The organism is Pantoea sp. ICBG 985 (assembly GCF_002928365.1).
GTDB classification, from domain to species: domain Bacteria; phylum Pseudomonadota; class Gammaproteobacteria; order Enterobacterales; family Enterobacteriaceae; genus Pantoea; species Pantoea dispersa.
In genome coordinates this window covers 337,667-360,668 of the sequence record NZ_POWM01000003.1, presented here as the reverse complement: position 1 = coordinate 360,668, position 23,002 = coordinate 337,667, and the positions used below count along the sequence as shown (strand labels likewise).

Here is a 23,002-nt window from a genome sequence, read left to right as displayed (position 1 = left end):
AATAAAATCTCTGTTTCAGCTGCTACTTCATTCGATGACATCATCACAGTCGATTTTATTATCAGAACTGGGCGGGCTGCTGTTGCAGCCCTGCTCATACCCTAACGTCATCCTCTTCATGATGCGCGCAGTCCCGGTCGGTATGCTCAATCCTGTTTATTGACAGTCTACGCCTGGCCATGCATATTGTTATGTTATAACGTAACAATGAAAATACCATGATGAAAAACTCGCTCTCCCTGATTATTGCGGCGCTGATGTCGCTTCCTGTGTTCAATGCCAGTGCCAGTGATTATCCGCTCACCGTTGATAACTGCGGTGTCAAAGAGACCTTCGCTCATCCGCCTGCGCGTGTCGTCACCGTTGGCCAGCATGAAACGGAACTGCTGCTGGCGCTCGGTCTGGCAGATAAAATTGCCGCAACCTCGGTGTGGTTTGGCGCGCTGCCCGCCGATTTGCAAGGGCAGGGCAGCCAGCTTAAACGGCTGGCCGATAACGCCCCAGGCTTTGAAGCGGTGGTGGCGCAGCGCCCGGAGCTGGTGCTGGCGCAGTACAGCTGGCACGTCGGGCCGCAGGGTGAAGTCGCCACGCGTGAACAGTTTGAACAGCTCGGCATCCGAACCTGGATTTCTCCTGCCGACTGCATCGGCAAAGCCGTCACCACCACGTCCAATAGCGACGGTGCACGCACCACACCGTATGGGATCGAGGTGATCTTTGCGGAAATCAGCGCGCTGGCGCGCATTTTTGATGTGCCGGCGCGTGGCGAAGCGCTCAAACAGCAGCTGGCCGCTCGTATAGCACAGGTTCAGCAGCAGCTGCACAAATCGCCGTCAGCGCCGCTGAAGGTGGTTTACTGGTTTTCCAGCCCGCGCCTGAAAGGCGATCCCTGGGTCGCTGGCAATAAAGGGGCGCCGGGCTGGATCAGCCAGACGCTCGGTCTGACTAACATTATCGATTCAGACGAAGAGTGGCCGGCGGTTACCTGGGAACACATCGTCTCCGCGCAGCCGGACATCATCGTTATTGCCAGCATGGCGCGGCGGCTCTATCCCGCCGATGACGTCGCGGTTAAAAAACACTTTCTGCAAAGCGATCCGGTGACGCGTGAAATGCCAGCGGTGAAAAACGGCCACATTGTGGTGGTACCGGCGATGTCACTGAATCCCTCGTTGCGCAACGTAGAGGCCGTGGAGCTGATCGGTCAGCAGATCGCTGCTTTCGCACCTGCCCGATGAGCGCTCACGCTGTCTGTTACTGGCGCACCGGCCTGCTGATTGCTGCGGGCGCGCTCAGCCTGCCGGTGATGATGACGCTGGCCGCGGCGACCGGCGATGTCGCGATCGGCTTTACCCTGACCGCGCAGGCCATCACTAATGGTCTTGGCATCACCCATTACGACCTGCCGGCGCTGGAAGCCGGCATCGTCTGGCAATACCGCATGAGCCGCGCGCTGATGGCGGCGAGCAGCGGCGGCGGGCTGGCACTGTGTGGGCTGGTGTTGCAGTCGTTGCTGCGCAATTCGCTGGCCGACCCTTATCTGCTGGGGATTTCCGCCGGTGCATCAACCGGCGCGGTGTGCGTGATGCTGCTTGGCATCGGCGGCGGCGCCATCACCACCGGTGCCGGCGCGTTTGGCGGTGCCTGTCTTGCATTTATGCTGATTGTTCTGCTCTCCGGCGGCATGCGGGAAAACACCGCGCGCATCATTCTGGCCGGTATTGCCGGGACGCAATTATTTAATGCGCTGACCGCCTACATTGTCAGCACGGCGGCCAATGCTGAGCAGTCGCGCGGCGTGATGTTCTGGCTGCTCGGCAGCCTGAGCGGTGTGCGCTGGGCGGATGCTTTATTGTGTTTTGCCGTAACCCTCGCCGGTCTGCTGACTGTGCTCTACCATGCGCGCGCGCTGGATACCTTCTCGTTTGGCGCGGAAGTCTCCGCGACGCTGGGCACGCAGGTAGCAGCGGTGCGCATCGTATTACTGCTGACCACTGCGTTAGTGACGGCGGTGATCGTCAGCGCGATCGGTGCGGTCGGTTTTGTCGGGCTGGTGATCCCGCATATCACCCGCATGATTGCCGGGCCGCGTCATCTGGTGACGATTCCGCTCGCATTCCTGGGCGGCTGCCATTTCATGGTGATTGCCGACCTGGTATCGCGCACGTTAATCACCCATCAGGTGCTGCCAATAGGCGTGGTGACGGCGTTAGTCGGCGCCCCGGTGTTCGCCCTGATTCTGTATCGCAACCGGGAGAAATCATGAAGTATGTCGCGGTGGATAAACTGAGCGTGACGCTACAGGCGCGCAGCGTGTTATCTGACATCAGTTTTGCGGCGCAGCGGGGACAAACGGTCGGGTTGCTCGGCCCCAATGGCTCGGGCAAATCGACGCTCATCCGTGCGCTGGCGGGCGTTCAGCCCTGTGCTTATAACGGGCTGGAGATGGGCGGCACGCGGCTGAACCAACTCAGCCGGCGGCAGCGTGCCCGTACGCTGGCCTTCGTACCGCAGCATGCCGAAATGGAAGCTGAGATGTGCGTCAGCGACATCGTGCGTCTGGGACGGGCGCCGCATCGCAATGCGTTCAGCTCGTGGCGGACGGCAGATGAAACGGCGGTGCAGCACGCGCTGTCGCTGATGAAACTGGATGCGCTGGCCGGGCGGTCATGGCAGCGGCTGTCCGGTGGCGAACGCCAGCGCTGCCAGATCGCACGTGCGCTTGCGCAGCAGCCGGATATCCTGTTGCTGGATGAGCCGATTAACCATCTGGATATTCAGTTTCAGCTCGAGCTGATGCGGCTGATTGCCGCACTGCCGGTCACGGTGATTGTGGCCCTGCACGACCTGAATCTGGCGGCCAAATTTTGCCAGCATCTGGTGGTGCTGCAGCACGGGCAAGTGGTGGCGAGCGGTGAGCCCGCCGCCGTGCTGACGCCTGCCCTGATTCAGCGGACGTGGCAGGTCGAGGCCATCGTCAACCGCAGCGAGCGCGGCACCATGAATATTCAGTACGCCTGAACCGGGCTGATCTTAACGTTCGTCGAACGGCACGCCGCCCTTAGATTTATGATGCTTCGGCGTTTCGATAATCGACACGGTGACCACATCAGCATCGATCTCAAACGAATCCACCACCGCCTGGGTGATGGCTTTGAGTAATTTTTTCTTCTGCTCAACGCTACGGCCTTCCGCAGCATAAACGACAATCTCTGGCATAACGGCGTTTCCTCACGGGTTAGAGTTCTTCTCAAGCATACCTCAGCCACGCTGCTGCGCGCAGCGTTAACCTGTCGCGACGGTTAAAAGGCAACAAGCGGCTAACGAATTCCCTGCAAACGCCGTGTGTTAAAGTGTGAATTGTTATGTTATAACGTAATTGGTTCGATGATAGTGTAACGGTTTATTCGGAAAATTTAATGAAATCAATGCAAAATTTGCTGATCGCTGCGGCGCTCGGCCTGGCTTCCTGCGCCGTTATGGCGGCGAGCACCCCCGAAAAACCGGTGCGGATTGCCGCACCGTTTGAAATTAAAGGCAGCGATCCGGCGCTCTCCGGCGACATTCTGTTACGTATGGATGTGGTTGAAACGCTGGTAGAAGTGGACGAACGTGGCGAGCCGGTGGCGGCGCTGGCGCAGCGCTGGCAGGTCTCTGACGATGGGCTGCGCTGGCAGTTTCAGCTGCGCGACGGCGTGCATTTTCATGATGGCTCGCTGCTGGATGCGGTTGCCGTGGTGAAATCACTCAACACCGCACGCGGCAAAGCGGGCTTACTGGACAAAACGCCAATCGCCGACATCAGCGGGGCAGGGCAGCTTGTCACCATCACGCTGCGTGAACCCTTCACGCCGCTGCTGTCAGTCCTGGCGGAAAGCCGCTCGCAAATCCTCGCACTGGCCAGCTGGGATGCGCAGGGCAACATCACGCGCATTATTGGCAGCGGACCGTTTAAGCTTACCTCCTTCCAGCCGCCGCAGTCGCTGACGGTGGCGCGCTTCGCGGATTACTGGGGCGAGAAACCGGCGATTGCCGCCGCCAGCTATCTGGCGACCGGCCGCGCGGAAACCCGTGCGCTGCTGGCAGAAAGCGGTGATGCAGATTACGTGTTTAACCTTGATGCCGCCAGCCGGCAGCGGCTGGCACGCAAAGCGTCGCTGCACATCCCGGCGATTCCGGTGCCGCGCACGTTGATGCTGAAGCTTAATCTGGCCGATCCGCTGCTGGCGGAACAGCCGGTGCGTGAGGCGATCAGCATGGCGATCGATCGCAACGCGCTGGCGCAGGCGGTGCTGCGTTATCCGGGCGCAGCCAGCCAGCTGTTTCCCCCTAACATGGCAGAGTGGCACAACCCGGCACTGACGCCGCTGCACTATCAGCCGCAGCAGGCTGCTCAGTTATTACAGTCGGCCGGCTGGCAACGCGGCGCGGATGGCGTACTGACGCGCAACGGCCAGCGCTTTAGCCTGACGCTGCTGACCTATCCCGATCGCCCTGAGCTGCCGCTGATGGCGATGGTGATTCAGCAGCAGCTGCGTCAGGTTGGCATAGACGTGCGAATCAATGCGACCAATGCCAGCGAGATCCCGGCGCAGCACCACAATAACCGTCTGCAGCTGGCGCTGTTTGCGCGCAACTTTGCCCTGACGCCCGATCCGACCGGAACGCTGCTGCAGGATTATGGCACCCACGGCGGTGACTGGGGGGCGATGAACTGGCATGCGGCAGGCTTCGACGCGGCGCTCCACACGCTGACGCAATCCACCGATGGCGCAGCCCGCGCCGGGGCGCGCAGCGTCATCACCCGTGCGCTGCAACAGGATCTGCCGGTGATTCCGCTGGCCTGGTATCAGCAGTCTGCGGCGGTTAATAGCCAGCTGCAGGGCGTCAAACTCGATCCGTTTGAACGCCACTTCGGCCTGCGCCAGATGCACTGGGGGAGCCATGATTAAACAACTCAGCTGGCGCATGGCGCAGGCGCTGTTCGTGGTGCTGGCGGTAGGATTACTGACCTGGCTGCTGGTGCAGGCGCTGCCGGGCGACATGGCGTGGCGCATCGCCTCGGGGCGCTATGGTTACGATCGCGTCGATGCCGAAGCGGTGGCGCGGGTACAGCAGGAGCTGGATGGAGCGCTTAGCGGCGGCAGTGCGCTGCTGCACTGGCTCTTCGATCTGCTGCAGTTTAACTTTGGCCGCTCGCTGGTTTCCGGTGAGCCGGTGATGGATGAGCTGCGCTGGCAGCTGGGCCAGACGCTGGCGCTGGCGGGCGTTTCGCTGCTGCTGGCGTTGCTGCTGACGCTGCCGCTCGGCATCTGGGCCGGTTGCCACGCCAACGGCCGGCTTGACCGTGCGCTGTTCTGGCTGACCGCCTTGCTGAAATCGGTGCCGCATTTTGCACTCGGCATGTTGCTGATCCTGCTGTTCGCGCTGCAACTCGACTGGCTGCCGAGCGCCGGTCACGGCGAGCTGCGCCATTTCCTGTTGCCGGCACTGACGCTGGCACTGTCGCTGACGGCCGTCGGCGTGCGCGTGGTGCGCGAAGCCACCTGGCAGGTGGTGTCGTCCGGTTACTATCGCTGGGGAGCGCAAAAAGGACTGGCACCCGCGCGCCTGCTGCTGCGTCACGGCCTGCGTAATCTGAGCGCGCCGGTGCTGACGTGGTTTGGCATGCAGTTTGTCTGGCTGGTGGAAGGCGTGGTGGTGGTGGAAACCCTGTTTGCATGGCCGGGAATCGGTCACGCTCTGGTGCACGCCATTTTTGCGCGTGACGTACCGGTGATTCAGGCCAGCGCCATGACGCTCGGCCTGCTGTTTGTCCTGCTGAACATGCTGGTGGATGCCGGTTGTCATCTGCTCGATCCCCGGGGGGCGCGCGCATGAAGATGACGCTTTCACGCTGGGTGGGTCTGGTACTGCTGGCGGTGCTGCTGGCTTACGCGTTTGTGCTGCCGCTGATTCAGCACGGCGATCCGCTACAGCAGGATTTGCTGCAGATGCTGCAGACGCCCAACCGCAGCCATTTGCTCGGTTTCGACCATCTCGGTCGCGATATGTTAACGCGCCTCAGCGCCGCGCTGCGCCTGTCACTCGGGCTGGCAGCCCTGTGCGTGATCAGTGCGCTGATAGCGGGCGTGTTCACCGGTGTGCTCAGTGCACTGTACGGTGGCTGGCCTGAGCGATTGCTGAGCATCGTTGGCGATATGTGCCTCGCGCTGCCGGGATTGCTGCTGGTACTGCTACTGGCCGCCATTGCGCCAGACGCGCCCCAGATGCTGTGGCTGGGCATTTCGCTGGTGCTGTGGGTGGAATTTTTCCGCGTCACGCGTGCCACGCTGCGGCCAATTGTGCAGGCGCCCGGTATGCAGGCCAGCAAACTGCTCGGGTTCACTGCCTGGTATCGTTTTCGTCATCATCTGTGGCCTGCGCTGGCACCGGTGCTGCTGACGCTAACCTTGTTCTCTTTCAGCAGCGCCATCATGGCGGTGTCGGCGCTCGGGTTTATCAGCGTTGGCGTGCGTCCGCCCACGCCGGAGCTGGGCCTGATGATGACCGAACTGCTGCCGTTTGCGTGGGAAGCGCCGTGGCTGCTGATGCAGCCGGTAGCCGCACTGTTTTTACTGTTGATCAGCCTCAATCTGCTGATGAAAAAGGAGCGATGATGAAGGGATTACAGATCACCGGGCTGAGCGTTGCCACAGCGACTGAAACACTGGTTGAGCCGGTGGATGTGCGGCTACAACCTGGTCGGCCGCTGACGCTGCTCGGCGAAACCGGATCGGGGAAAAGTCTGCTGGCGCAGGCGATCATGGGGATATTGCCGCCATCGCTGCAGGCCAGCGGTGAGTTGATGATCAACGGCAGACGCTTTCAGCTGCCGCAGGATACGGCGCAGCTGCGTCGGTTGTGGGGCAATACGCTGGCTTCACTGCCGCAGGAGCCGTGGTTGTCGCTCGATCCGACCATGGCGATTCAGCAACAGGTGGCGGAAGGGCATCGCTTCGTGCGCGGTTTGCCGCCCGCCGCCAGCGCTGCAGCGGCGCAGCAGGATCTGCAGCAGCTTGGCCTGGCCGCGGCGGCACGGCGTTATCCGTGGCAGCTTTCCGGCGGCATGGCACAGCGCGCCGCGTTTGCGGCAGCCCGTGCCGGTGGCGCGCAGGTTCTGATTGCCGATGAGCCGACCAAAGGGCTGGATGTGGCGCGCCGCGACGGAGTCAGCCAGCTGTTACAGCGCGAAGTGGCCGATGGCGGCATGCTGTTGACCATCACCCATGACATCACCCTGGCACGCCAGCTGGGCGGCGACGTGCTGGTAATACATAAAGGCAGCGTGATTGAACAGGGCCCGGCGCAGCAGGTGTTGCAGTCACCGCAGCAGCCTTACACGCGCGCGCTGCTGGCTGCCGATCCGGCCGTCTGGCCCGCCCGACAACAAACGGTGATCGGTGCCAGGCCGGTGATCAGCGCCCAGGACATTGTGCTGGCGCGCGGGGGCAAAAGGCTGGGTGTGCCACGCGATTTCACGCTGCACGCCGGTGAAATCGTTGGCCTGCACGGTGCCAGCGGCAGCGGCAAAAGCAGCTTAGGCGACGTGCTGTTAGGGTTGCTCGCGCCGCAGCAGGGCCGCGTAACGCACCACGCTGATGCGGATGCGCTGAAATATCAGAAAATCTATCAGGATCCTTCCGCGCTGTTTCCGCCGCAGCGCACGCTGGGGCAAAGCATCAACGATTTGCTGCGGCGTCACGCTCTCCCGCCGGCACAGCGCGATGCGCTCATGGCGCGGCTGGCCTTGCATCCCGCGTTGCTGACGCGGCGACCAGAGGCGCTCTCCGGCGGCGAACTGCAGCGCTTCGCGCTGCTGCGGGTGATGCTGCTGCGGCCGGTATTTCTGTTTGCCGATGAGCCGACGTCACGCCTCGATCCGCTGGTGCAGCAGCAAACATGGCAGTTGATCGCGGAACTGGCGCGTGAGCAGCAGTGCGCGGTGCTGCTGGTGAGTCATGATCGCGATCTGCTGGAGAAAGGCACGCATCGGGTGATCGCCATGGAAGCGGCTTAGCGATCGGGCGGCTGGCTGTCACCGGGCCCGAGACTCCGTTGCATTACCACGGTGTCCAGCCAGCGGCCATGTTTGTAACCCACCGATTTCATCACGCCGGTGTGCTCAAAACCGAGCGCCCGGTGTACTCCCAGCGAGCCCTGGTTGGCGCTGTCACCGATAATCGCGATAATCTGGCGAAAGCCAGCGGCTTCGGCCAGCGCCACCGCTTTTTGCAGCAGCGCTTTACCGATACCGCGTCCGGTTTGCTGCGGGTCGAGATAGATAGAGTCTTCCAGCGTGAAGCGGTAGGCGTAACGCGGACGATACGGCGCCAGATAGCAGTAACCCAGCACCTGATCCTGCTCCTCAGCCACCAGCCAGTAACCGCCGCGCTCATGCACGTCATTAATGCGCCGCAGCATTTCACTCTCCGCCGGCGGTTCCGTTTCGAAGGTTGCGGTGCCGTGCAGCACGTGCCAGGCGTAAATCTTCTGTATCGCCGCCGCGTGATGCGGCTGCGCGGGAATAATGTCCATATGTTCCTGCTGTTCTGCCAATGATGCTGACAGCATGCCACCGCGCCGCAGCGCAATCATCCGCATTAGTCATAGGAAATTGTGATATTCAGGCGCAGCGAAATTTCTTTAATTCTGCTCTGACAACTGTACTGCCATGGTGTCGGCTTCGAGCGCCTCAAAGATGTGCGGTTCATCGGCGGGATAACAAATATAATCGCCCGGGAACAGTTCGACCGGCGCTTCCATCAGGCCAACCCGCGCGCGGCCGCGTGCCAGGATGATGTGTTCGACTGAACCCGGTGGATGCGGTTTTGAGGCGCGCGGTGCGCCGGGCTGGCTGGTGATCAGATACAGATCGCGGCGGCCGCCCGGCGGACAGCTGGCCAGTAGCGCGGCCTGAAAGTCCGCTAACTCTGCTGACACCACCATGCCTTCGCCACGCCGAATCACCTGCATCTTTTTCACTTCCGGCTCCATCAGCCGTGCAAACGGAATATTCAGCGCCACACACAGTGACCATAACGTCTCAATGCTGGGGTTACCGTTGCCTGCCTCCAGCTGCGACAGCGTTGACTTGGCGATGCCAGCGCGGCGAGCCACTTCTGTCAGCGAAAGTCCGGCGCGCTGGCGTTCGCGCACCAGTCCGGCGGCAATGATAGCAATGGGCGGGGTCACAATTACTCCTGTTCTTTATATCGAACGATTTGTTCATCTTGTAAAACACGTACGGCGCGTTCATTATAACGGCTTTCTTGTTCGTTATGAGATCAAATTGTGATGCGTCTGGGTGCCGTACCGCTTGATCGCGGCGTATTGAAAGCGATCTTCCTTGTTTGTCTGGCCGACGGCATCGTTGGCCTCTCTTATGGTTCTCTTGCCGCTGCCGACGGTTTTCCGCTCTGGGTGCCGATTGCGCTCTCGACGCTGGTGCTGGCGGGGGCGTCCGAGTTTTTATTTATCGGCATCGTGGCAGGCGGCGGCAGTCCGTTAACCGCTGCCGCTGCAGGTTTACTGGTCAACGCGCGTCATTTGCCGTTTGGTATTGCGGTAAAAGATCTTGTCGGGCAGGGCGGACGCAGTCTGCTGGGCTGCCATATCATGAATGACGAAAGCGTGGTGTTCGGCATTTCACAGCCGAAGCTGGCGCAGCGTCGGGCGGCTTACTGGGTTTGCGGACTGGGTATTTTTGCCATCTGGCCGCTCACGGTGATTGCCGGTGCGGTGATTGGACGCTTTATTCCCGATGTGTCGGCGATTGGCCTGGATGCGGTGTTTCCGGCCATCCTGATCGCGCTGATTTTCCCGGCGCTGCGCCAGCGTCGCACGCGCATTCCGGCCACCCTCGGGGCACTGCTGTCCGTGCTGGCGACGCCTTTTGTGCCTGCCGGTATGCCGGTGCTGTTTTCTTTACTCGGTTTGCTGAGCTGGCGGGAGCGCAAAGATGCAAAATAGTTTAGTGATTGCCGGCATCGCGCTACTGGCTGCAGGGACGTATGCGATTCGCTTTGCCGGTTACCGGCTGGGCAGCCGGATGCACATGTCGGAACGTATGCGCAACATGCTGTCCGACGCGGCAACGGTGCTGCTGCTGGCTGTCGCTGTCACCACCGCGCTGTTTGAGGGCACCGATTTCGCCGGCGTCGCGCGACTGACCGGCGTGTTGTTCGCGGTATTTCTCGCCTGGCGTCGCGCGCCATTGATACTGGTAATCATCGGTGCGGCTGTGATGACGGCGCTGCTGCGCTATTTTGGCGTGCCGTAAGCGGCGGCGAGACGACCGGTGCAAAGATGACGGCGTACTGGCACCTGCTTTGCAGCTATGATTAGGGATAGTGAGTACAACAAGGACAACGCGAAAATGGTGATTAATTGCGTGGTGTATCGCCACGGCAAACGCGAAGAGCATGTCGAAGTCGATCAAATCAGCGAAGTGCTGAAAGAGGAAAAATCGTTCGTCTGGCTTGGCCTGTATCAACCCGATCCGGCGTTCATGCAAACGCTGCAGGAGGAGTTTAGCCTGCATGAGCTGGCGATTGAGGATGCGCTGGTGGCGCATCAGCGGCCCAAGATTGAGCAGTACGGCGAATCGGTATTTATCGTGGTGAAAACCGCACACATGGAAGATCGCCAGCGCATCAGCTTTGGCGAAACCCACTTTTTCCTCGGAAAAAATTTTCTGATTACCGTGCGCCACGGTTCGGTTGAGGGCTATAAAGCGATCCGCGCTAAAGCCGAGAAAAATCATGCCATGCTGTGCCAGGGACCCGGCTATGCGCTCTACTGCATCCTCGATTTTATCGTCGACAACTACAGCAAAATCACCGAATCGCTGAGTGAACGTATTGCTGACCTGGAAGACGGCATGTTCACCACCCGCTTTGACAGCGTCACGCTGGAGAATGTCTACCACTTGCGGCGTCAGCTGCTGTCGTTGCGCAATGCGGCGATGCCGGTGACAGAGATCTGCCCGCAGCTGGTGCGCTTCCATGAAGATATCATCCCGAAAAATCTGCGCGCCTATCTGCGCGACGTGCAGGATCACGCGCACCACGTCATGATTGATGCCGAAGACATGCGCGAAACGCTGGCCAGCGCCATGCAGGTGAATCTGGCGCTGGTCTCGGTACAGCAGAGTGAGGTGAATAAAAAGCTGGCCGGTTGGGGGGCAATACTGATTGTGCCGACCATCATCTTCAGTATGTACGGTATGAACTTCTCAGACATGCCAGAGCTGCACAGCCACTTTGGCTATCCGGCGGCGCTGGCGGTCACGCTGGTGATCTGTTTCGTTATGTGGTGGCGGCTGAAAAAAGCGGGCTGGCTGTAAGCGTGATGGCCTGCGCGCGCTGTCACCAGACGCGAAGGCCAGGGCGATTTCAGCCTGAAATCGCCACGCTCCATTAGCCTCAATGCGCGCTGGCAGTAGGGCGCACCGTGATCTCATTAACATCAACTTCGCCAGGCTGAGTAATGGCCCAGCTTACCGCCTGCGCAATGGCTTCGGGTTTTAACGCAATCTGACGATAGCTCTGCATGGCCACGCGTGCGGTCTCGTCAGTGATGGTGTCCGCCAGTTCCGATTCCACCACGCCGGGATTAATGACCGTCACACGCAGCTGGCGCGATTCCTGACGCAGGCCATCCGAGATGGCGCGAACCGCGAATTTTGTGGCGCAGTACACCGCTGCCGTCGGCGATACCGCCAGCGCACCAATCGAGGCGATATTGATGATATGGCCGCTTTGCTGCGATTCCATGACTGGCAGCACGGCAGCGATGCCGTACAGTACGCCACGCACGTTGACGTCGAGCATACGATCCCATTCATCCACCTTCAGCGAACTGAGCGGCGACAGCGGCATAACGCCGGCATTGTTGATCATCACATCAACCCGACCATATTTATCGCGGGCAAAATCGGCCAGCTGCTGCGTATCGGCACGCTGCGTCACGTCGGTGGCCAGATAATCCAGTTGCGCGCCGCTGGCACGCAGTTCATCACACAGTATTGCCAGCCGATCGGTACGGCGCGCGCCGAGCACCAGTTTATGCCCCTGACTGGCCAGCAGACGCGCTATCGCTTCGCCGATGCCGCTGCTGGCGCCGGTCAGAATAATCACTTTCGCATTGGAATGAGCCATGATGGTTTCCTCGTGTTGGTTGACGAGGCTATTGTGGAAAACGCCGGCTAAAGCGAACAGACCGGATTGTGGCGTATCATTGCCTGATTATCTCGTCACGGTTGTGAGCAGGGAAGAAACCTGGCTATGCTTTGCCTGAACCTCTCACCGGAAACCCGTTATGTCGCAAACCGTACAACAGCAGACCTGCGCGCTGCTGCGCCAGCTGGCACCGCAGGAAGGTTACACGGCCTCACTGCTCGACAGCGTGCGCTTTATGCGTGCCGACCGGCAGTGGGCGCGCACGCCGGTTCTTTATGAGCCGAGCATCATCATTATCTGTCAGGGCTCGAAGCGGGCGTTTCTTGCCGACAAAATGTATCGCTACGACGCGCAGCACTATCTGGTGTTGTCGGTGCCGCTGCCGTTCTCCGCTGAGACTGAAGCGACCTCGGCTGAACCGTTACTGGGACTGGCTATCCGTCTGGATGCGGCCACGCTGGCGCGCCTGGTGACGCAGGTCGCAGCGGCAGACATTCCGCTGGCGGAGACACCAGCCAGCATTATTTCGACGCCGGTAAATGAGACGCTGGCGGACAGCACGCTGCGCCTGTTGCAGGCGCTGAGCGATCCGCTGGAAGCGCAGGTTTTAGGCCCGGCCCGGGTAGAAGAGATTTGCTTTCGTGTGCTGCTGGGTGAGCAGGGCGGTGCGGTGCGCGCAGCGCTGACCTATCAGGGGCATTTTGGCCGCATCGCGCGGGCGTTGCAGCGCATTCATGCTGACTGGCAGCAGCCGCTGGATGTGCCGCATCTGGCCAGCGAAGCGGGCATGAGCGTTCCGCGCTTCCATCTGCATTTCAAAAGCGTCACGCAGACCTCGCCGATTCAGTATCTCAAGTCGCTGCGGCTGCATCAGGCGCGTTTGATGATGATTCGCGATAATCTCACCGCCGCCGGTGCTGCCGCACGCGTCGGTTACGAAAGTGATTCACAGTTTAACCGGGAGTTTAAGCGGATGTTTGGTCGCACCCCGGCTGACGAGGCGCGGGTGATGAAACGCGCCTTTGCGCTGCTGCCGCCGGAACAATTATCTGCGCGGCTACAGGCTCATTAGATCAGTACGCGATGACGATTGCCGCCACCACGCCAATCCAGAACAGCAGGCTGGCAGCCAGTGCCAGCTGGCACAGTAACCGGCGGGAAAAACTCAGCAGCGCACTGAGGCGCGGCGATAACATTAATACCATAATCATCCCTCACAACAGCCAGCAACTGATCAGCGCAGCCCCATCACGGCAACCACCAGCAGAATCCAGAAAAATGCACAACCTGTCAGCAGAAAACGCCAGACAAGATGGCGTTCGGGAGTCAGCAGCGTGTGCAGACGCATACGAAGAAGCAGTGGCATAGCGACCTCAAATCAGAAAGTTTTATAGGGAATATCCGGCAGCTGAGAACAGAAAATTCTGTCAGCGAATAAGAACATTCTGACGTGTTATAAGGCCGCGAAACGACAAGACCAGTCTTGAAAACAGGCTGAGAAATTCCTTAGCAGGCAGGCAATAGCCACAGCGGATATCAGATGCCGCTGTGACCATCAGGCACAGCAAAGCCGGTTACACGCTGCGCGTGACGCCGCCGTCCACGCGAATATTTTGCCCGGTGATATAAGCCGCGCCGGGCGAAGCAAGAAACGCAATGGTAGCCGCCACTTCTGCAGCCGTGCCATAGCGCTGCATGGGCACGCTGTCGCGCCGTTCATCCGTTTTCGGCAGGCTATCAATCCAGCCTGGCAGGACGTTATTGATACGAATATTCTCAGCTGCGTAGGTGTCGGCAAAGATTTTACTGAAAGAAGCCAGACCGGCACGGAACACGGCCGAGGTCGGGAACATGTCGGTGGGTTCAAACGTCCATGCCGATGAGATATTAATGATACTGCCGCCACCCTGCTGCTGCATGATAGGCGTGACCAGGCGTACAGCGCGCACCACGTTGAGGAAGTAGGTTTCCATTCCCTGCTGCCACGCATCATCGCTTAATTCAAGGATCGGCGCGCGCGGACCGTGACCGGCACTGTTAACCAGCACGTCGATACGTCCCCAGCGCGCCAGTGTGGCATCAATCAATTGCTGCAAATCGTCTACTGACTGATTCGAACCGGTAATGCCGAGCCCGCCCAGACGATTTGCCAGTGCCTCGCCTTTGCCGGAGGAGGAAAGAATCGCAACCCTGAAACCCTCGCTGGCCAGCTTCTCCGCTGCCGCTGCGCCCATACCGCTGCCACCTGCGACAATTACCGAAACTTTTTCTACTGTCATGTGAGTCACCTCATAAATTAAAAATCCTGTCATGCCAGTATAATGGCCTGGAGATGCCGCAGAGAGTCAGCTCAGCTGGCAATTGACGATAGGAAAACTACAGGATGAATCAGGGCTTTCAGGCATTACCGTCGCTGAATGCGCTACGGGTATTTGAAGCCGTGACGCGGCACCTTAATTTTCGCCTCACCGCTGAAGAGCTTGGTGTGACGCAGGGTGCGGTTGCGCAGCATATTCGCGGTCTCGAGGCCAGCCTGGGCCTGAAACTGTTCGATCGGTTGCCGCGTTCGCTGGCGCTGACCGCTGCCGGTGCAGGCTATGCGGTGCACATTCGCCAGGCATTTGAGCTGATTGATGAGGCGACGCGCACGCTGCGCCCGGAGCCGGATCGCCTGACGCTGAGCGTAACACCGACCTTTGCCAGCCGCTGGATGCTGCCGCGTTTACCGGCATTTACCGCGGCCTGGCCGGATATCGACCTGCGCGTGCTGGCCTCTGAACGGCTGGTGCAGTTTCACCATGAAGGCGTCGATCTGGCGGTGCGCTATGGCCGGCCGCCGTTTGGTAGCGGGCTGGAGGCCACGCTGCTGTTTAGCCAGACGGTGCTGGCGGTGGTCAGCCCGGCGCTGCTGGCACAACACGGTGATGCAGCGCAGCCAGAAAATTGCCTGCGCTATCCGCTGCTGCACGATGGCCATCACCTGTGGCCGGCGTTCCTGGCGTTTATGTTCCCCGGGCAGTCGCTGCAGCATCAGCATCATCTGCGCTTCAACCAGACCGCGCTGGCACTGGAAGCGGCGCTGAGTGGTCAGGGTATCGCACTGACCAGCCCGCATTTTGTGCAGAACGATCTGGCCAGCGGTCGGCTGGTTCCCGCCTGGCAGCGTGAGATGCCCGTTGATGCCGGCTGGTATCTGGTGGCTCCGCGTCGTCCGCGTGAGCAGGCAACGGTGAGTGCGGTTCGTGCGTGGCTACTCAGTCAGGCGGAGCAGAGCAAGATTGATGGCTGAGCAACGCGATGCTTTTATGTTCAATAACAAAATCAGTAAAACTGATGATCGTCTGCGAATTATGAATGTTATAACTGACTGAGCATGCATTTTATAAGGTTTATCCTGCACAGGCAGGGTTTTAGAAAAATATCACGCAAATTCAGCAATTAAGGGGAGGAATTGTGCGTTGCAATCTGCTGAGGGCTGTGAATAAATAAAACGCTGAATTTCATAAAAATGCCATAACGGCCAGGCAACAGCCTGCATAACCGTATTACCACCATGACCGATCATAAAATTCTTTTAGCCAGGGATATCAGCGCCAGAAGTGAAAGCATGCAGGCGCACCTCATCGCCATCCGGCGCGATATTCACGCACATCCGGAACTTGGTTTCGACACCGTCCGCACCGCAGCCATCGTGGAACAGGAGTTGCTGCGCCTCGGGCTGACGCCGCAAACCGGCGTGGGCCGCACTGGCGTGATGGTAGACATTACCGGCGCGCAGCCGGGCAAGACCGTGCTGCTGCGTGCTGATATGGATGCGCTGCCGATTCATGAGCAAACCGGCCTGCCGTTTAGCAGCATCTGGCCGGGTAAAATGCACGCCTGCGGCCACGATATCCACACGGCTACGCTGCTCGGCGTCGCGGCGATCCTTGCGGACCTGCGCAGCCAGCTGCACGGCACGGTGCGGCTGATTTTTCAGCCGGCGGAAGAGACGCCAGAGAGCGGCGCGCAAGCCATGATCGCTGCCGGCGCAGCGGACGGCATTGATGTGGCGATCACGCTGCACAATAAGCCAGAGCTGGCCGCAGGAGAAATTGCCCTGACGCGCGGTGCCAGCACCGCTTCCAGCGATGAATTCGACGTAGTGATTCACGGCAAATCCACCCACGCCGCCCGGCCGCACATGGGTACCGATCCGATCATTGCCGCCGCCAGCCTGGTAACGCAGTTGCAGACCATTGTGTCGCGCGAGCTCGATCCGGCGAACTCTGCTGTGCTGACGATTGGCCATATCCACGGCGGCACCACTCATAACATCATCTCCGACAGCTGCCTGATTCAGGGCACCATCCGCGCTAAATCACCGCAGGCGCGCGCTCACATGGAAGACGCTTTCCGCCGCATCTGTGCCGGAGTGGCGCTGTCGCTCAATACGCGGATTGAGGTCAATTATCAGCGAGGCGTACCGCCGCTGATGAATGATGATGCGCTGATTGATGCACTGGAGCCGATCCTCTCGCACCAGTTCGGCAAGCCGGTGGTGGCAAAACCCAGCAGCAGTTTTGGCGCGGAAGATTTCTCGCTGTTTACTGAGCGTGTGCCGGGCTGTCAGATCCATATCGGCTCTGGCGCGCCGGGGCGCGACGACCATCTGCACAACTCCGACTATCAGCCGGACGAACGCAGCATTCACGCTGGCACACAGGCTCTGGCCCGTATAGCGATCGACTTACTCTCCTGATAATAATGAGGTTTTATGATGATGCGTAAAGGGCTGTTCTCCGCCTCCGCGGGCATGTTGCTGCTGGCTGCTGTCGCTGTGGTTCAGGCCAAAGATTTCGGCACGTTAAAATTCGCTACCGAAGCGGCCTATCCGCCGTTTAACCAGTCCACGCCGAGCGGCAAAATTGTCGGCTACGAGCCCGATATGGTGGCCGAACTGGCGAAACGCGCGGGATTCAAATATGAAATCGTCGCGCAGAAGTGGTCCGGACTGATCCCCGGCCTCGCTGATGGCAAATATGATGCAGTGGTCGATGCCGTCACCGTGACGCCAAAACGTCAAGAAGTGGTGGATTTTACCCATCAGTATACCGTGAGCGTTTCGGGCTTCGTCACGCTGAAGGGCAGCGCAGTGGATACCCTGCCGGGCAACGGTGAAGTGGTACAGGCGACCGATGAAGCCGGTATGAACAAAGCCATCGACGCGCTGAAGGCTAAGTTCAAAGGCAAAACCATTGCGGTGCAGGTCGCTACCATTCAGGCCGATTTTCTCAACAAATACCTCGGTGATGTCGCGACTATCCGTACCTATCAGGCCGGCCCGGAAACCTTCGCCGATCTGCTTAACGGCCGGGTTGATGCGGTCATGGCATCGCGCACCAACCTCAATGCTTATGTGAAAAAACACGCGGATACGGTAAACAGCACCGGTTACGGCTTTGTGGGTGGTGTACTGGGCCAGGGCTCGGCGATTGCCATTCGTAAAAACAATCCAGAGCTGAAAGCCGCGCTGGATCAGGCGCTGGTGTCGATGATCAAAGACGGCACGCTGAAGCAACTGTCTGTGAAATGGTTCGGCGAGAACGTCGCGCCTGCGGAATAATGCTGAGCGCTTATGACTATTGACTGGCAACTGTTAGGTTTTGGTGACGAAGGCTGGGGCGGCGTGCTGCTGGACGCCGCCACCGTCACGGTAACGGTCTCGCTGTGTGCGTGGCTGCTGGGCGCGATGCTCGGCAGCCTGCTGTGCTGGATGCAGATTGGTGGCGGCCGCTGGCAGCAGCGTGTTGCCAGCGGCTACATCACGCTGTTTCGCGGCGTGCCGGAGCTGCTGGTGATCTACCTGTTCTACTTTGGTGGCCGACAGGTGGTCGGGTTTATCGGTGAAGCTATCGGCCTGCAGGGACCGTTCGACGTTAACGGCTTCGTTGCCGGCGCGATCGCTATCGGGCTGATTTCCGGCGCTTATCAGAGCAGCGTATTTCGCGGCGCGTTTTACGCGATCCCCGCCGGCACGCTGGAAGCCGCTACGGTCACCGGTATGGGCCGTTTTATGCTGTTCCGCCGCATGATTGTGCCGCAGGCGCTGCGCACCGCGCTGCCGGGCATGGGTAATCAGTGGCAATCGGTGATTAAGGAGTCGGCGCTGGTATCGGTAACCGGGCTGGTGGAAACCATGAACCAGATTTCCACCGCGTCGAATTCCACCCAGATGCCGTTTTTCTTCTACAGCGTAGGCGCGGTGATTTACCTGATTATCACCACCTGTTCAGATTTCTTCTTCCGCTATGTGGAAAAAGTGGCCATGCGCGGGCAACAACGCGCGCGGTTGTAAGGAGCCACGATGGATTTCACCTTTTTACAGCACACGCTGGCGGCGCTGCTGCGCGGACTGCCGCTGACGCTCAACCTGGCGGTATTGTCCCTGCTGGGCGGCGGAATACTGGCGCTGCTGCTGAATTTGCTGCGTCAGCATCGCCTCGGCAGCTACGTTACGCGTTTTTATGTCTGGCTGTTCCGCGGTACGCCGCTGCTGATTCAAATCTTCATGATCTACTATGGCCTCGGCAGCCTGCCGGCGGTGCGCGAAAGCGTGCTGTGGCCGCTGCTGCGTGAGTCCTACTGGTGCGGGTTAATTGCGCTGATTCTCAACGATGCCGCTTACACCGCCGAGATCCTGCGCGGCGGACTGAATGCGGTTAGCGTGCAGTCACTGGAAGCGGCGAAAGTGTGCGGCATGTCGCGCTTCACCACGCTGCGGCGCATCACGCTGCCGCTGGCGGTGCGTCAGGCGCTGCCGGCCTACAGCAATGAGATCATCTCGATGATCAAATCCACGTCGCTGGTTAGCACCATCAGCCTGATGGAGATGACCGGCATCGCCGACTCCATCGTGTCAGAAACCTTCCGCGCGCTGGAGGTGTTTATCAGCGCGGCGATTATCTATCTGCTGCTGACCGTGCTGGTGAGCAAAGCGGTGGCGCTGCTGGAGCGCCGTTTGTCCCCTTATCACGCTGGAGCACGTTAATGAACAAACCCACTATTGCCCTGAGCCATCTCAGAAAAAGTTATAGCGGGCATGAAGTGCTGCATGACATCAGCCTGACGGCGCAGGATGGCGACGTCATTTCGCTGATCGGCGCCAGCGGCTCCGGTAAAAGTACGCTGCTGCGCTGCATCCCGTTTCTTGAAGTGCCACAGGCCGGTGAGATTGCTGTAGGCGATGAAGTGGTCACCCTCGATAACGCGGACGAAAAGCTGAGCCGTGAACAGCGCCGCCGCATCAAGCTGATGCGCATGCAACTCGGCTTTGTGTTTCAGGGCTTCAATCTGTGGCCGCACAAAACCGTGCTGCAGAACATCATTGAGGCGCCGATCCATGTGCAGAAGCGCAGCCATCAGGAGGCCGTTGCCGAGGCCGAAGCGCTGCTGCAAAAAGTCGGGTTATACGAAAAGCGCAACGCGTGGCCGTCGCAGCTCTCCGGTGGTCAGCAGCAGCGCGTGGCGATTGCCCGGGCGCTGGCGCAGCAGCCGAAAGCGATACTGTTTGATGAACCCACTTCCGCACTCGACCCGGAGCTGGTGGGCGAAGTGCTGCGCGTCATCCGCAGCCTGGCGGAAGAGGGGCGCACCATGATTATCGTCACCCACGAAATGGGGTTTGCGCGCGATGTATCAAACAAAGCGGTGTTTCTGCATCAGGGCAAAATCGAAGAGTCCGGATCGCCGCAGCAGGTGTTCAGCGAACCGATCTCGGCGCGCTGTCGCGCTTTTGTCAGCAGCCACCTGCAGCGCAACAGCTAACCAGATTTGTGCCAATGGTGTTCTAAGCCAAATTATGGAAAAATCGCCCTCCCTCAACGGAGGGCTTTTTTATCGGCGCAGGGAAGGTGCACGTCGTCGCGCACTTCACGTCCATCGATAACCAGCTACCGTCAGGTCTGGCTGCTGTTGCGTTACCGCGCGACAGAGAGGGCCGAAATTTTCCTCATTTTTCTACAGGCGGAGTACGTAATGGGCGCGAAGGTGTGGTTAGTGGATGATGATGTATCCGTGCGTGAGTCGCTGGGATTTCTGCTGCGAACCGTGGACTACGAGGTCGCCGACTTTGCTGACCTGGCATCGTTCGAAACCGCCGCCGCCGGTCAGCAAGCCGTATGCGGCTGTCTGCTGCTTGACGTGCGACAGCCAGAGAGTAGCGGCCTGAGCTGGCTGGCCCGGCAGGGTGCACGCCATCCGCTGCTGCCGGTGATCATCATGACCGGGCACGACACGCTGGAGGCCTGCCGGCGCTTGTTTGCTCAGGGCGCCTTTGCCTTTTTCACCCGGCCGCTGGAGATTGAACCGCTGCTGGAGACGGTCCGGCTGGCGATGCGTGAGAGTGAGCAGCGCGCCAGCCTCTAATGATACCGCGCCGTGTTGCCGCAGAGCGCGCGCCGGGAAGCCAGCGCGCACAGCAGCGGCACCGGCAGGGTAAACAGCAGTAACAGCCACAACAGCACATACACCGCATCCACTCCGTCGTTTTGCAGATTGTTGTACAGCTGCGCCGGCATTCCGTGGGGAAACCAGGCGAAAATCATCACAATGCCGAATTCGCCCATCGCCCGCACCCACGCCAGTGCCGTAGCCGACGCCAGGCCCGGTGCGGCCAGGGGCAGCGCCAGCCGCCAGAAGCGCGGCCATGGCGCGGCGCCCAGCGTCCGGCCCGCTTCACGGATCTCCTGCGGCACCGCGATAAACGCCGAGCGTGCGCTGGTGACAAAGTAGGGCAGCGCGCCATACCACTGCGCCAGAATAAAGGCGGCGGGATTGTTCACCAGCGTCCAGCCCAGCTTGCTCAGCAGCTGGCCGGGCAAACTGTACGGACCGTACGCGCTGACCAGCAGGATTCCCATCGCCAGCGGCGGCGTCAGCAGCGGGATCATCACCAGCGTTTCCACCAGCCAGCGTATTTTTCCCCGCGCCTGCGACAGCCACCAGGCCAGCGGTAAGCCGGTCAGAAAAATCAGCACCAGCGCGATCGCTCCCAGACTGAGCGAAGTGGTAATCGCCGCGCCGTCACCCCACGCCAGCCGCAGGTGTTGCCAGTGTGTAACGCCCGTCAGGGTGATAAACGGTACGGCCAGCAGCACCAGGGCGGGCAGCGACAGCCACAGCGCGCCAGCATGGCGGATTTTCATGGGGTATAAAGCCCATCACCCTTCGGTGCGGCATAGCCTTGCTGTTTAAACAGCGCCTGTCCTGACGGACTCAGCATGAAATCTACAAAGGCTTTGCCAGCGGCCGTACCGTGCGGCGCATTCCTGAGCACCGCCGCGTAGTAGACCAGTGGCTGGGTGTGCAGCACTTTATCTTTACCCTGGCTGTCTTTGACGCTAAAGCTGACCGTGTTGTACCACTTAGTCGCCATCGCCGGATTGCTGAGGTTGATTTCATCGGGCAGCGCGATGTAAGGCAGATGGGCAGAGATCACTTCGCTTTCATAGCCCGCAGCTGCATCCACCTGACCGCTCTCGAGCCGCGTCAGCAAGCCACCTTCCAGATGGGTTTGTGCGGGATTCTGGTAACCGCCGAGAATGTGGTCAGCGATGCCGGGCTGCCGGTAATACTTCTGCGCCAGTAGCAGGGTGAAAATGATGTTCTGGCCTTTAGGATCGTTTACCGGATCGGTCCGACCAAATTTCAGTCCCGGCGCTGCCAGCAGCTGAAGCCAGCGGCCATCATTGCCTTTGGCTGCGGCAAACTGCGGCGCAAACGGCCCCTTCGGGTTATAGGCGATCACCATGCTGGTGCTGGCTACCGGTACTGCGTTGTCGATCAGTCCGGCGTCTTTCAGAATCTGCATCGGACCGGGAGTAATAGACACGAACACGTCAGCAGTGATTTTTTTGCTCGCCAGCAGGCGCGCCATGCCGTAAGCCCCCTGGCCCTGACCTTCATACTTAACGTCATGCTGTTGTGCAAATGCCGGGCCCAGTGCCTGATCCATCACTTTTCCCATCGAGCCGGCATACGTCACGCGGATATCCATAGCGGCCTGCGCCGGTAAACTCAATCCGCCGGCGGCAGTCATTAACAGTAGGGTAAGCGTCTTCACGCGGAGATTCCTTATCGCTATATAAATGAGTAAATAGCGATTATCGGAATTCTCCGTTTTAGCGCAAGGTAAAATCTGTTGCGAAATCCTGTGGTCGCGCGCCAGTGCCGGGTTTTAGTGCCAGTTTATCGCGCTGAGAGAAAAAATTCATTTACCGATCCGTGAGCTACCGCAAACACAGGCGGCCAGCCGTCTGCTGGTTAAATAAGCGGCTATAGTTATCCCAGTTGGATTATTTTGCATGCCGCTGGGCGTGCACCTTTTCCTCATTTGCCTGGAGCCCGTTACTACGTCACGAGGTTTAACGTGTTTGCCGATCTTTCCTGGAAAATTATTCATCAGGTCATCAACCAAACCATCGCTGAGATGGTGGATGAACAGCAAACGCTGGACGTGCTGAGCCTGCGCAGGCGCTTAAGGGAAATGGCGGAGAACGAAACTAACGAGGAGATGGTGCTGTGTTACTGGCAGGCCAGCAAAGTGCTGACGCGTTTGCCGCCCACCGTCACCGCCAGCCAGCTGATAGAAGAGGCGCGCCATGCGTTCCGCAGTCCGCCCAGTCACGATTCGCTTTAACGCGAAATGCTTTTCTTTCCCCGTTGCGCTTAATAGACGCTAATTGGCTGAAATTTAATCATAATCATGCAATACGCTCTGCTAGACTTCCTGGGTTAACAAC

General features: G+C 59.6%; 28 protein-coding genes. 19 read left to right on the top strand and 9 right to left on the bottom strand.

Features of this window, described 5'->3' with window-relative positions; all coding sequences use genetic code 11:
- Positions 1 to 221 precede the first annotated feature (221 nt).
- The 3 genes from C1Y42_RS11125 to C1Y42_RS11115 are packed head-to-tail and all read left to right on the top strand — an operon-like array spanning position 222 to position 3,021.
- Positions 222 to 1,238, top strand: coding sequence for an ABC transporter substrate-binding protein (locus C1Y42_RS11125; protein WP_199188988.1), 1,017 nt, complete (start codon positions 222 to 224; stop codon positions 1,236 to 1,238).
- Entirely contained in the window at positions 1,235 to 2,266 is a 1,032-nt protein-coding gene (locus C1Y42_RS11120) for an iron ABC transporter permease (RefSeq protein WP_104093446.1), read from the top strand. The genes C1Y42_RS11125 and C1Y42_RS11120 overlap by 4 nt, the downstream gene beginning before the upstream one ends.
- Entirely contained in the window at positions 2,263 to 3,021 is a 759-nt protein-coding gene (locus tag C1Y42_RS11115; RefSeq protein WP_104093445.1) for an ABC transporter ATP-binding protein, read from the top strand. The genes C1Y42_RS11120 and C1Y42_RS11115 overlap by 4 nt, the downstream gene beginning before the upstream one ends.
- Positions 3,022 to 3,033: 12 nt before the next feature.
- Here C1Y42_RS11115 and C1Y42_RS11110 read toward each other — a convergent pair whose 3' ends face one another.
- Positions 3,034 to 3,219 carry a tautomerase family protein gene (locus C1Y42_RS11110; protein WP_021508848.1) on the bottom strand — a complete coding sequence of 62 codons (186 nt, stop codon included), beginning with the start codon at positions 3,217 to 3,219 and terminating at the stop codon, positions 3,034 to 3,036.
- A gap of 200 nt (positions 3,220 to 3,419) precedes the next feature.
- On the opposite strand from C1Y42_RS11110, the gene C1Y42_RS11105 reads away from it, so the two are divergent.
- From C1Y42_RS11105 to C1Y42_RS11090, 4 genes are read left to right on the top strand one after another with little or no spacing between them, the layout of a single operon-like run.
- On the top strand, positions 3,420 to 4,952 hold the full coding sequence (locus tag C1Y42_RS11105) for an ABC transporter substrate-binding protein (protein ID WP_104093444.1): 1,533 nt from the start codon (positions 3,420 to 3,422) through the stop codon (positions 4,950 to 4,952).
- Positions 4,945 to 5,880: an ABC transporter permease gene (locus tag C1Y42_RS11100; protein ID WP_021508850.1), complete on the top strand. Its 936-nt coding sequence runs from the start codon at positions 4,945 to 4,947 to the stop codon at positions 5,878 to 5,880. The genes C1Y42_RS11105 and C1Y42_RS11100 overlap by 8 nt, the downstream gene beginning before the upstream one ends.
- A 2-nt stretch (positions 5,881 to 5,882) precedes the next feature.
- Positions 5,883 to 6,659, top strand: coding sequence for an ABC transporter permease (locus C1Y42_RS11095; protein WP_104093443.1), 777 nt, complete (start codon positions 5,883 to 5,885; stop codon positions 6,657 to 6,659).
- Positions 6,659 to 8,059: an ABC transporter ATP-binding protein gene (locus C1Y42_RS11090; RefSeq protein WP_104093442.1), complete on the top strand. Its 1,401-nt coding sequence runs from the start codon at positions 6,659 to 6,661 to the stop codon at positions 8,057 to 8,059. Before C1Y42_RS11095 ends, C1Y42_RS11090 begins: the two co-directional genes overlap by 1 nt.
- Here the strand turns inward: C1Y42_RS11090 and C1Y42_RS11085 are convergent.
- Positions 8,056 to 8,577 (bottom strand): GNAT family N-acetyltransferase, encoded by a 522-nt coding sequence (locus C1Y42_RS11085; protein ID WP_058776198.1) that lies wholly within the window; start codon positions 8,575 to 8,577, stop codon positions 8,056 to 8,058. The genes C1Y42_RS11090 and C1Y42_RS11085 overlap by 4 nt on opposite strands.
- Positions 8,578 to 8,685: 108 nt before the next feature.
- Entirely contained in the window at positions 8,686 to 9,234 is a 549-nt protein-coding gene (locus C1Y42_RS11080; protein WP_058758972.1) for a helix-turn-helix domain-containing protein, read from the bottom strand.
- Between the two features lie 102 nt (positions 9,235 to 9,336).
- On the opposite strand from C1Y42_RS11080, the gene C1Y42_RS11075 reads away from it, so the two are divergent.
- The 3 genes from C1Y42_RS11075 (at position 9,337) to corA (ending at position 11,386) form a co-directional block, all read left to right on the top strand.
- Complete coding sequence (locus tag C1Y42_RS11075) at positions 9,337 to 10,011, top strand: AzlC family ABC transporter permease (protein ID WP_058758973.1); 675 nt, start codon at positions 9,337 to 9,339, stop codon at positions 10,009 to 10,011.
- Positions 10,001 to 10,321 (top strand): AzlD domain-containing protein, encoded by a 321-nt coding sequence (locus tag C1Y42_RS11070; RefSeq protein ID WP_058781029.1) that lies wholly within the window; start codon positions 10,001 to 10,003, stop codon positions 10,319 to 10,321. Before C1Y42_RS11075 ends, C1Y42_RS11070 begins: the two co-directional genes overlap by 11 nt.
- A 96-nt stretch (positions 10,322 to 10,417) precedes the next feature.
- Entirely contained in the window at positions 10,418 to 11,386 is a 969-nt protein-coding gene (gene corA, locus C1Y42_RS11065; RefSeq protein ID WP_021508858.1) for a magnesium/cobalt transporter CorA, read from the top strand.
- 79 nt (positions 11,387 to 11,465) lie between these two features.
- Here corA and C1Y42_RS11060 read toward each other — a convergent pair whose 3' ends face one another.
- Positions 11,466 to 12,200, bottom strand: a complete 735-nt coding sequence (locus tag C1Y42_RS11060; protein ID WP_104093441.1) for an SDR family oxidoreductase — start codon at positions 12,198 to 12,200, stop codon at positions 11,466 to 11,468.
- Positions 12,201 to 12,360: 160 nt separating this feature from the next.
- Between C1Y42_RS11060 and C1Y42_RS11055 the strand changes: the two genes are divergently transcribed.
- Positions 12,361 to 13,293, top strand: coding sequence for an AraC family transcriptional regulator (locus C1Y42_RS11055; RefSeq protein WP_021508860.1), 933 nt, complete (start codon positions 12,361 to 12,363; stop codon positions 13,291 to 13,293).
- 1 nt (position 13,294) lies between these two features.
- Here the strand turns inward: C1Y42_RS11055 and C1Y42_RS23995 are convergent, their stop codons facing one another.
- From C1Y42_RS23995 to C1Y42_RS11050, 3 genes are all read right to left on the bottom strand, one after another.
- The gene (locus tag C1Y42_RS23995; RefSeq protein ID WP_254919538.1) at positions 13,295 to 13,426 is read right to left on the bottom strand and encodes a hypothetical protein; all 132 of its coding nucleotides are present in this window, start codon (positions 13,424 to 13,426) and stop codon (positions 13,295 to 13,297) included.
- 29 nt (positions 13,427 to 13,455) lie between these two features.
- Positions 13,456 to 13,587, bottom strand: a complete 132-nt coding sequence (locus C1Y42_RS23990) for a hypothetical protein (protein ID WP_254919537.1) — start codon at positions 13,585 to 13,587, stop codon at positions 13,456 to 13,458.
- A gap of 208 nt (positions 13,588 to 13,795) precedes the next feature.
- Positions 13,796 to 14,500 (bottom strand): SDR family oxidoreductase, encoded by a 705-nt coding sequence (locus C1Y42_RS11050; RefSeq protein WP_104093440.1) that lies wholly within the window; start codon positions 14,498 to 14,500, stop codon positions 13,796 to 13,798.
- Positions 14,501 to 14,604: 104 nt separating this feature from the next.
- On the opposite strand from C1Y42_RS11050, the gene C1Y42_RS11045 reads away from it, so the two are divergent.
- The 7 genes from C1Y42_RS11045 to C1Y42_RS11015 all read left to right on the top strand — a co-directional run bounded on the left by C1Y42_RS11045 (position 14,605) and on the right by C1Y42_RS11015 (position 20,627).
- Entirely contained in the window at positions 14,605 to 15,510 is a 906-nt protein-coding gene (locus C1Y42_RS11045) for a LysR substrate-binding domain-containing protein (protein WP_104093439.1), read from the top strand.
- Between the two features lie 264 nt (positions 15,511 to 15,774).
- The gene (locus C1Y42_RS11040) at positions 15,775 to 16,962 is read left to right on the top strand and encodes a M20 family metallopeptidase (protein ID WP_104093438.1); all 1,188 of its coding nucleotides are present in this window, start codon (positions 15,775 to 15,777) and stop codon (positions 16,960 to 16,962) included.
- A 15-nt stretch (positions 16,963 to 16,977) separates the two neighbouring features.
- A complete protein-coding gene (locus C1Y42_RS11035; protein WP_199188980.1) occupies positions 16,978 to 17,826 on the top strand; it encodes a transporter substrate-binding domain-containing protein in 849 nt (282 codons plus the stop codon).
- A 12-nt stretch (positions 17,827 to 17,838) separates the two neighbouring features.
- Positions 17,839 to 18,558 (top strand): ABC transporter permease, encoded by a 720-nt coding sequence (locus C1Y42_RS11030; protein ID WP_058758979.1) that lies wholly within the window; start codon positions 17,839 to 17,841, stop codon positions 18,556 to 18,558.
- A gap of 9 nt (positions 18,559 to 18,567) precedes the next feature.
- A complete protein-coding gene (locus tag C1Y42_RS11025; RefSeq protein WP_104093437.1) occupies positions 18,568 to 19,251 on the top strand; it encodes an ABC transporter permease in 684 nt (227 codons plus the stop codon).
- Positions 19,251 to 20,027, top strand: coding sequence for an ABC transporter ATP-binding protein (locus C1Y42_RS11020; protein ID WP_058758981.1), 777 nt, complete (start codon positions 19,251 to 19,253; stop codon positions 20,025 to 20,027). Before C1Y42_RS11025 ends, C1Y42_RS11020 begins: the two co-directional genes overlap by 1 nt.
- 210 nt (positions 20,028 to 20,237) lie before the next feature.
- Complete coding sequence (locus tag C1Y42_RS11015) at positions 20,238 to 20,627, top strand: response regulator transcription factor (protein ID WP_021508870.1); 390 nt, start codon at positions 20,238 to 20,240, stop codon at positions 20,625 to 20,627.
- Here C1Y42_RS11015 and C1Y42_RS11010 read toward each other — a convergent pair.
- A complete protein-coding gene (locus tag C1Y42_RS11010) occupies positions 20,624 to 21,406 on the bottom strand; it encodes a molybdenum ABC transporter permease (RefSeq protein WP_104093436.1) in 783 nt (260 codons plus the stop codon). The genes C1Y42_RS11015 and C1Y42_RS11010 overlap by 4 nt on opposite strands.
- The gene (locus C1Y42_RS11005) at positions 21,403 to 22,299 is read right to left on the bottom strand and encodes an extracellular solute-binding protein (protein WP_104093435.1); all 897 of its coding nucleotides are present in this window, start codon (positions 22,297 to 22,299) and stop codon (positions 21,403 to 21,405) included. Before C1Y42_RS11005 ends, C1Y42_RS11010 begins: the two co-directional genes overlap by 4 nt.
- 330 nt (positions 22,300 to 22,629) lie before the next feature.
- Here C1Y42_RS11005 and C1Y42_RS11000 point away from each other — a divergent pair, with 330 nt between their 5' ends.
- The gene (locus C1Y42_RS11000; protein WP_010616678.1) at positions 22,630 to 22,899 is read left to right on the top strand and encodes a hypothetical protein; all 270 of its coding nucleotides are present in this window, start codon (positions 22,630 to 22,632) and stop codon (positions 22,897 to 22,899) included.
- The last annotated feature ends 103 nt before the right edge of the window (positions 22,900 to 23,002 follow it).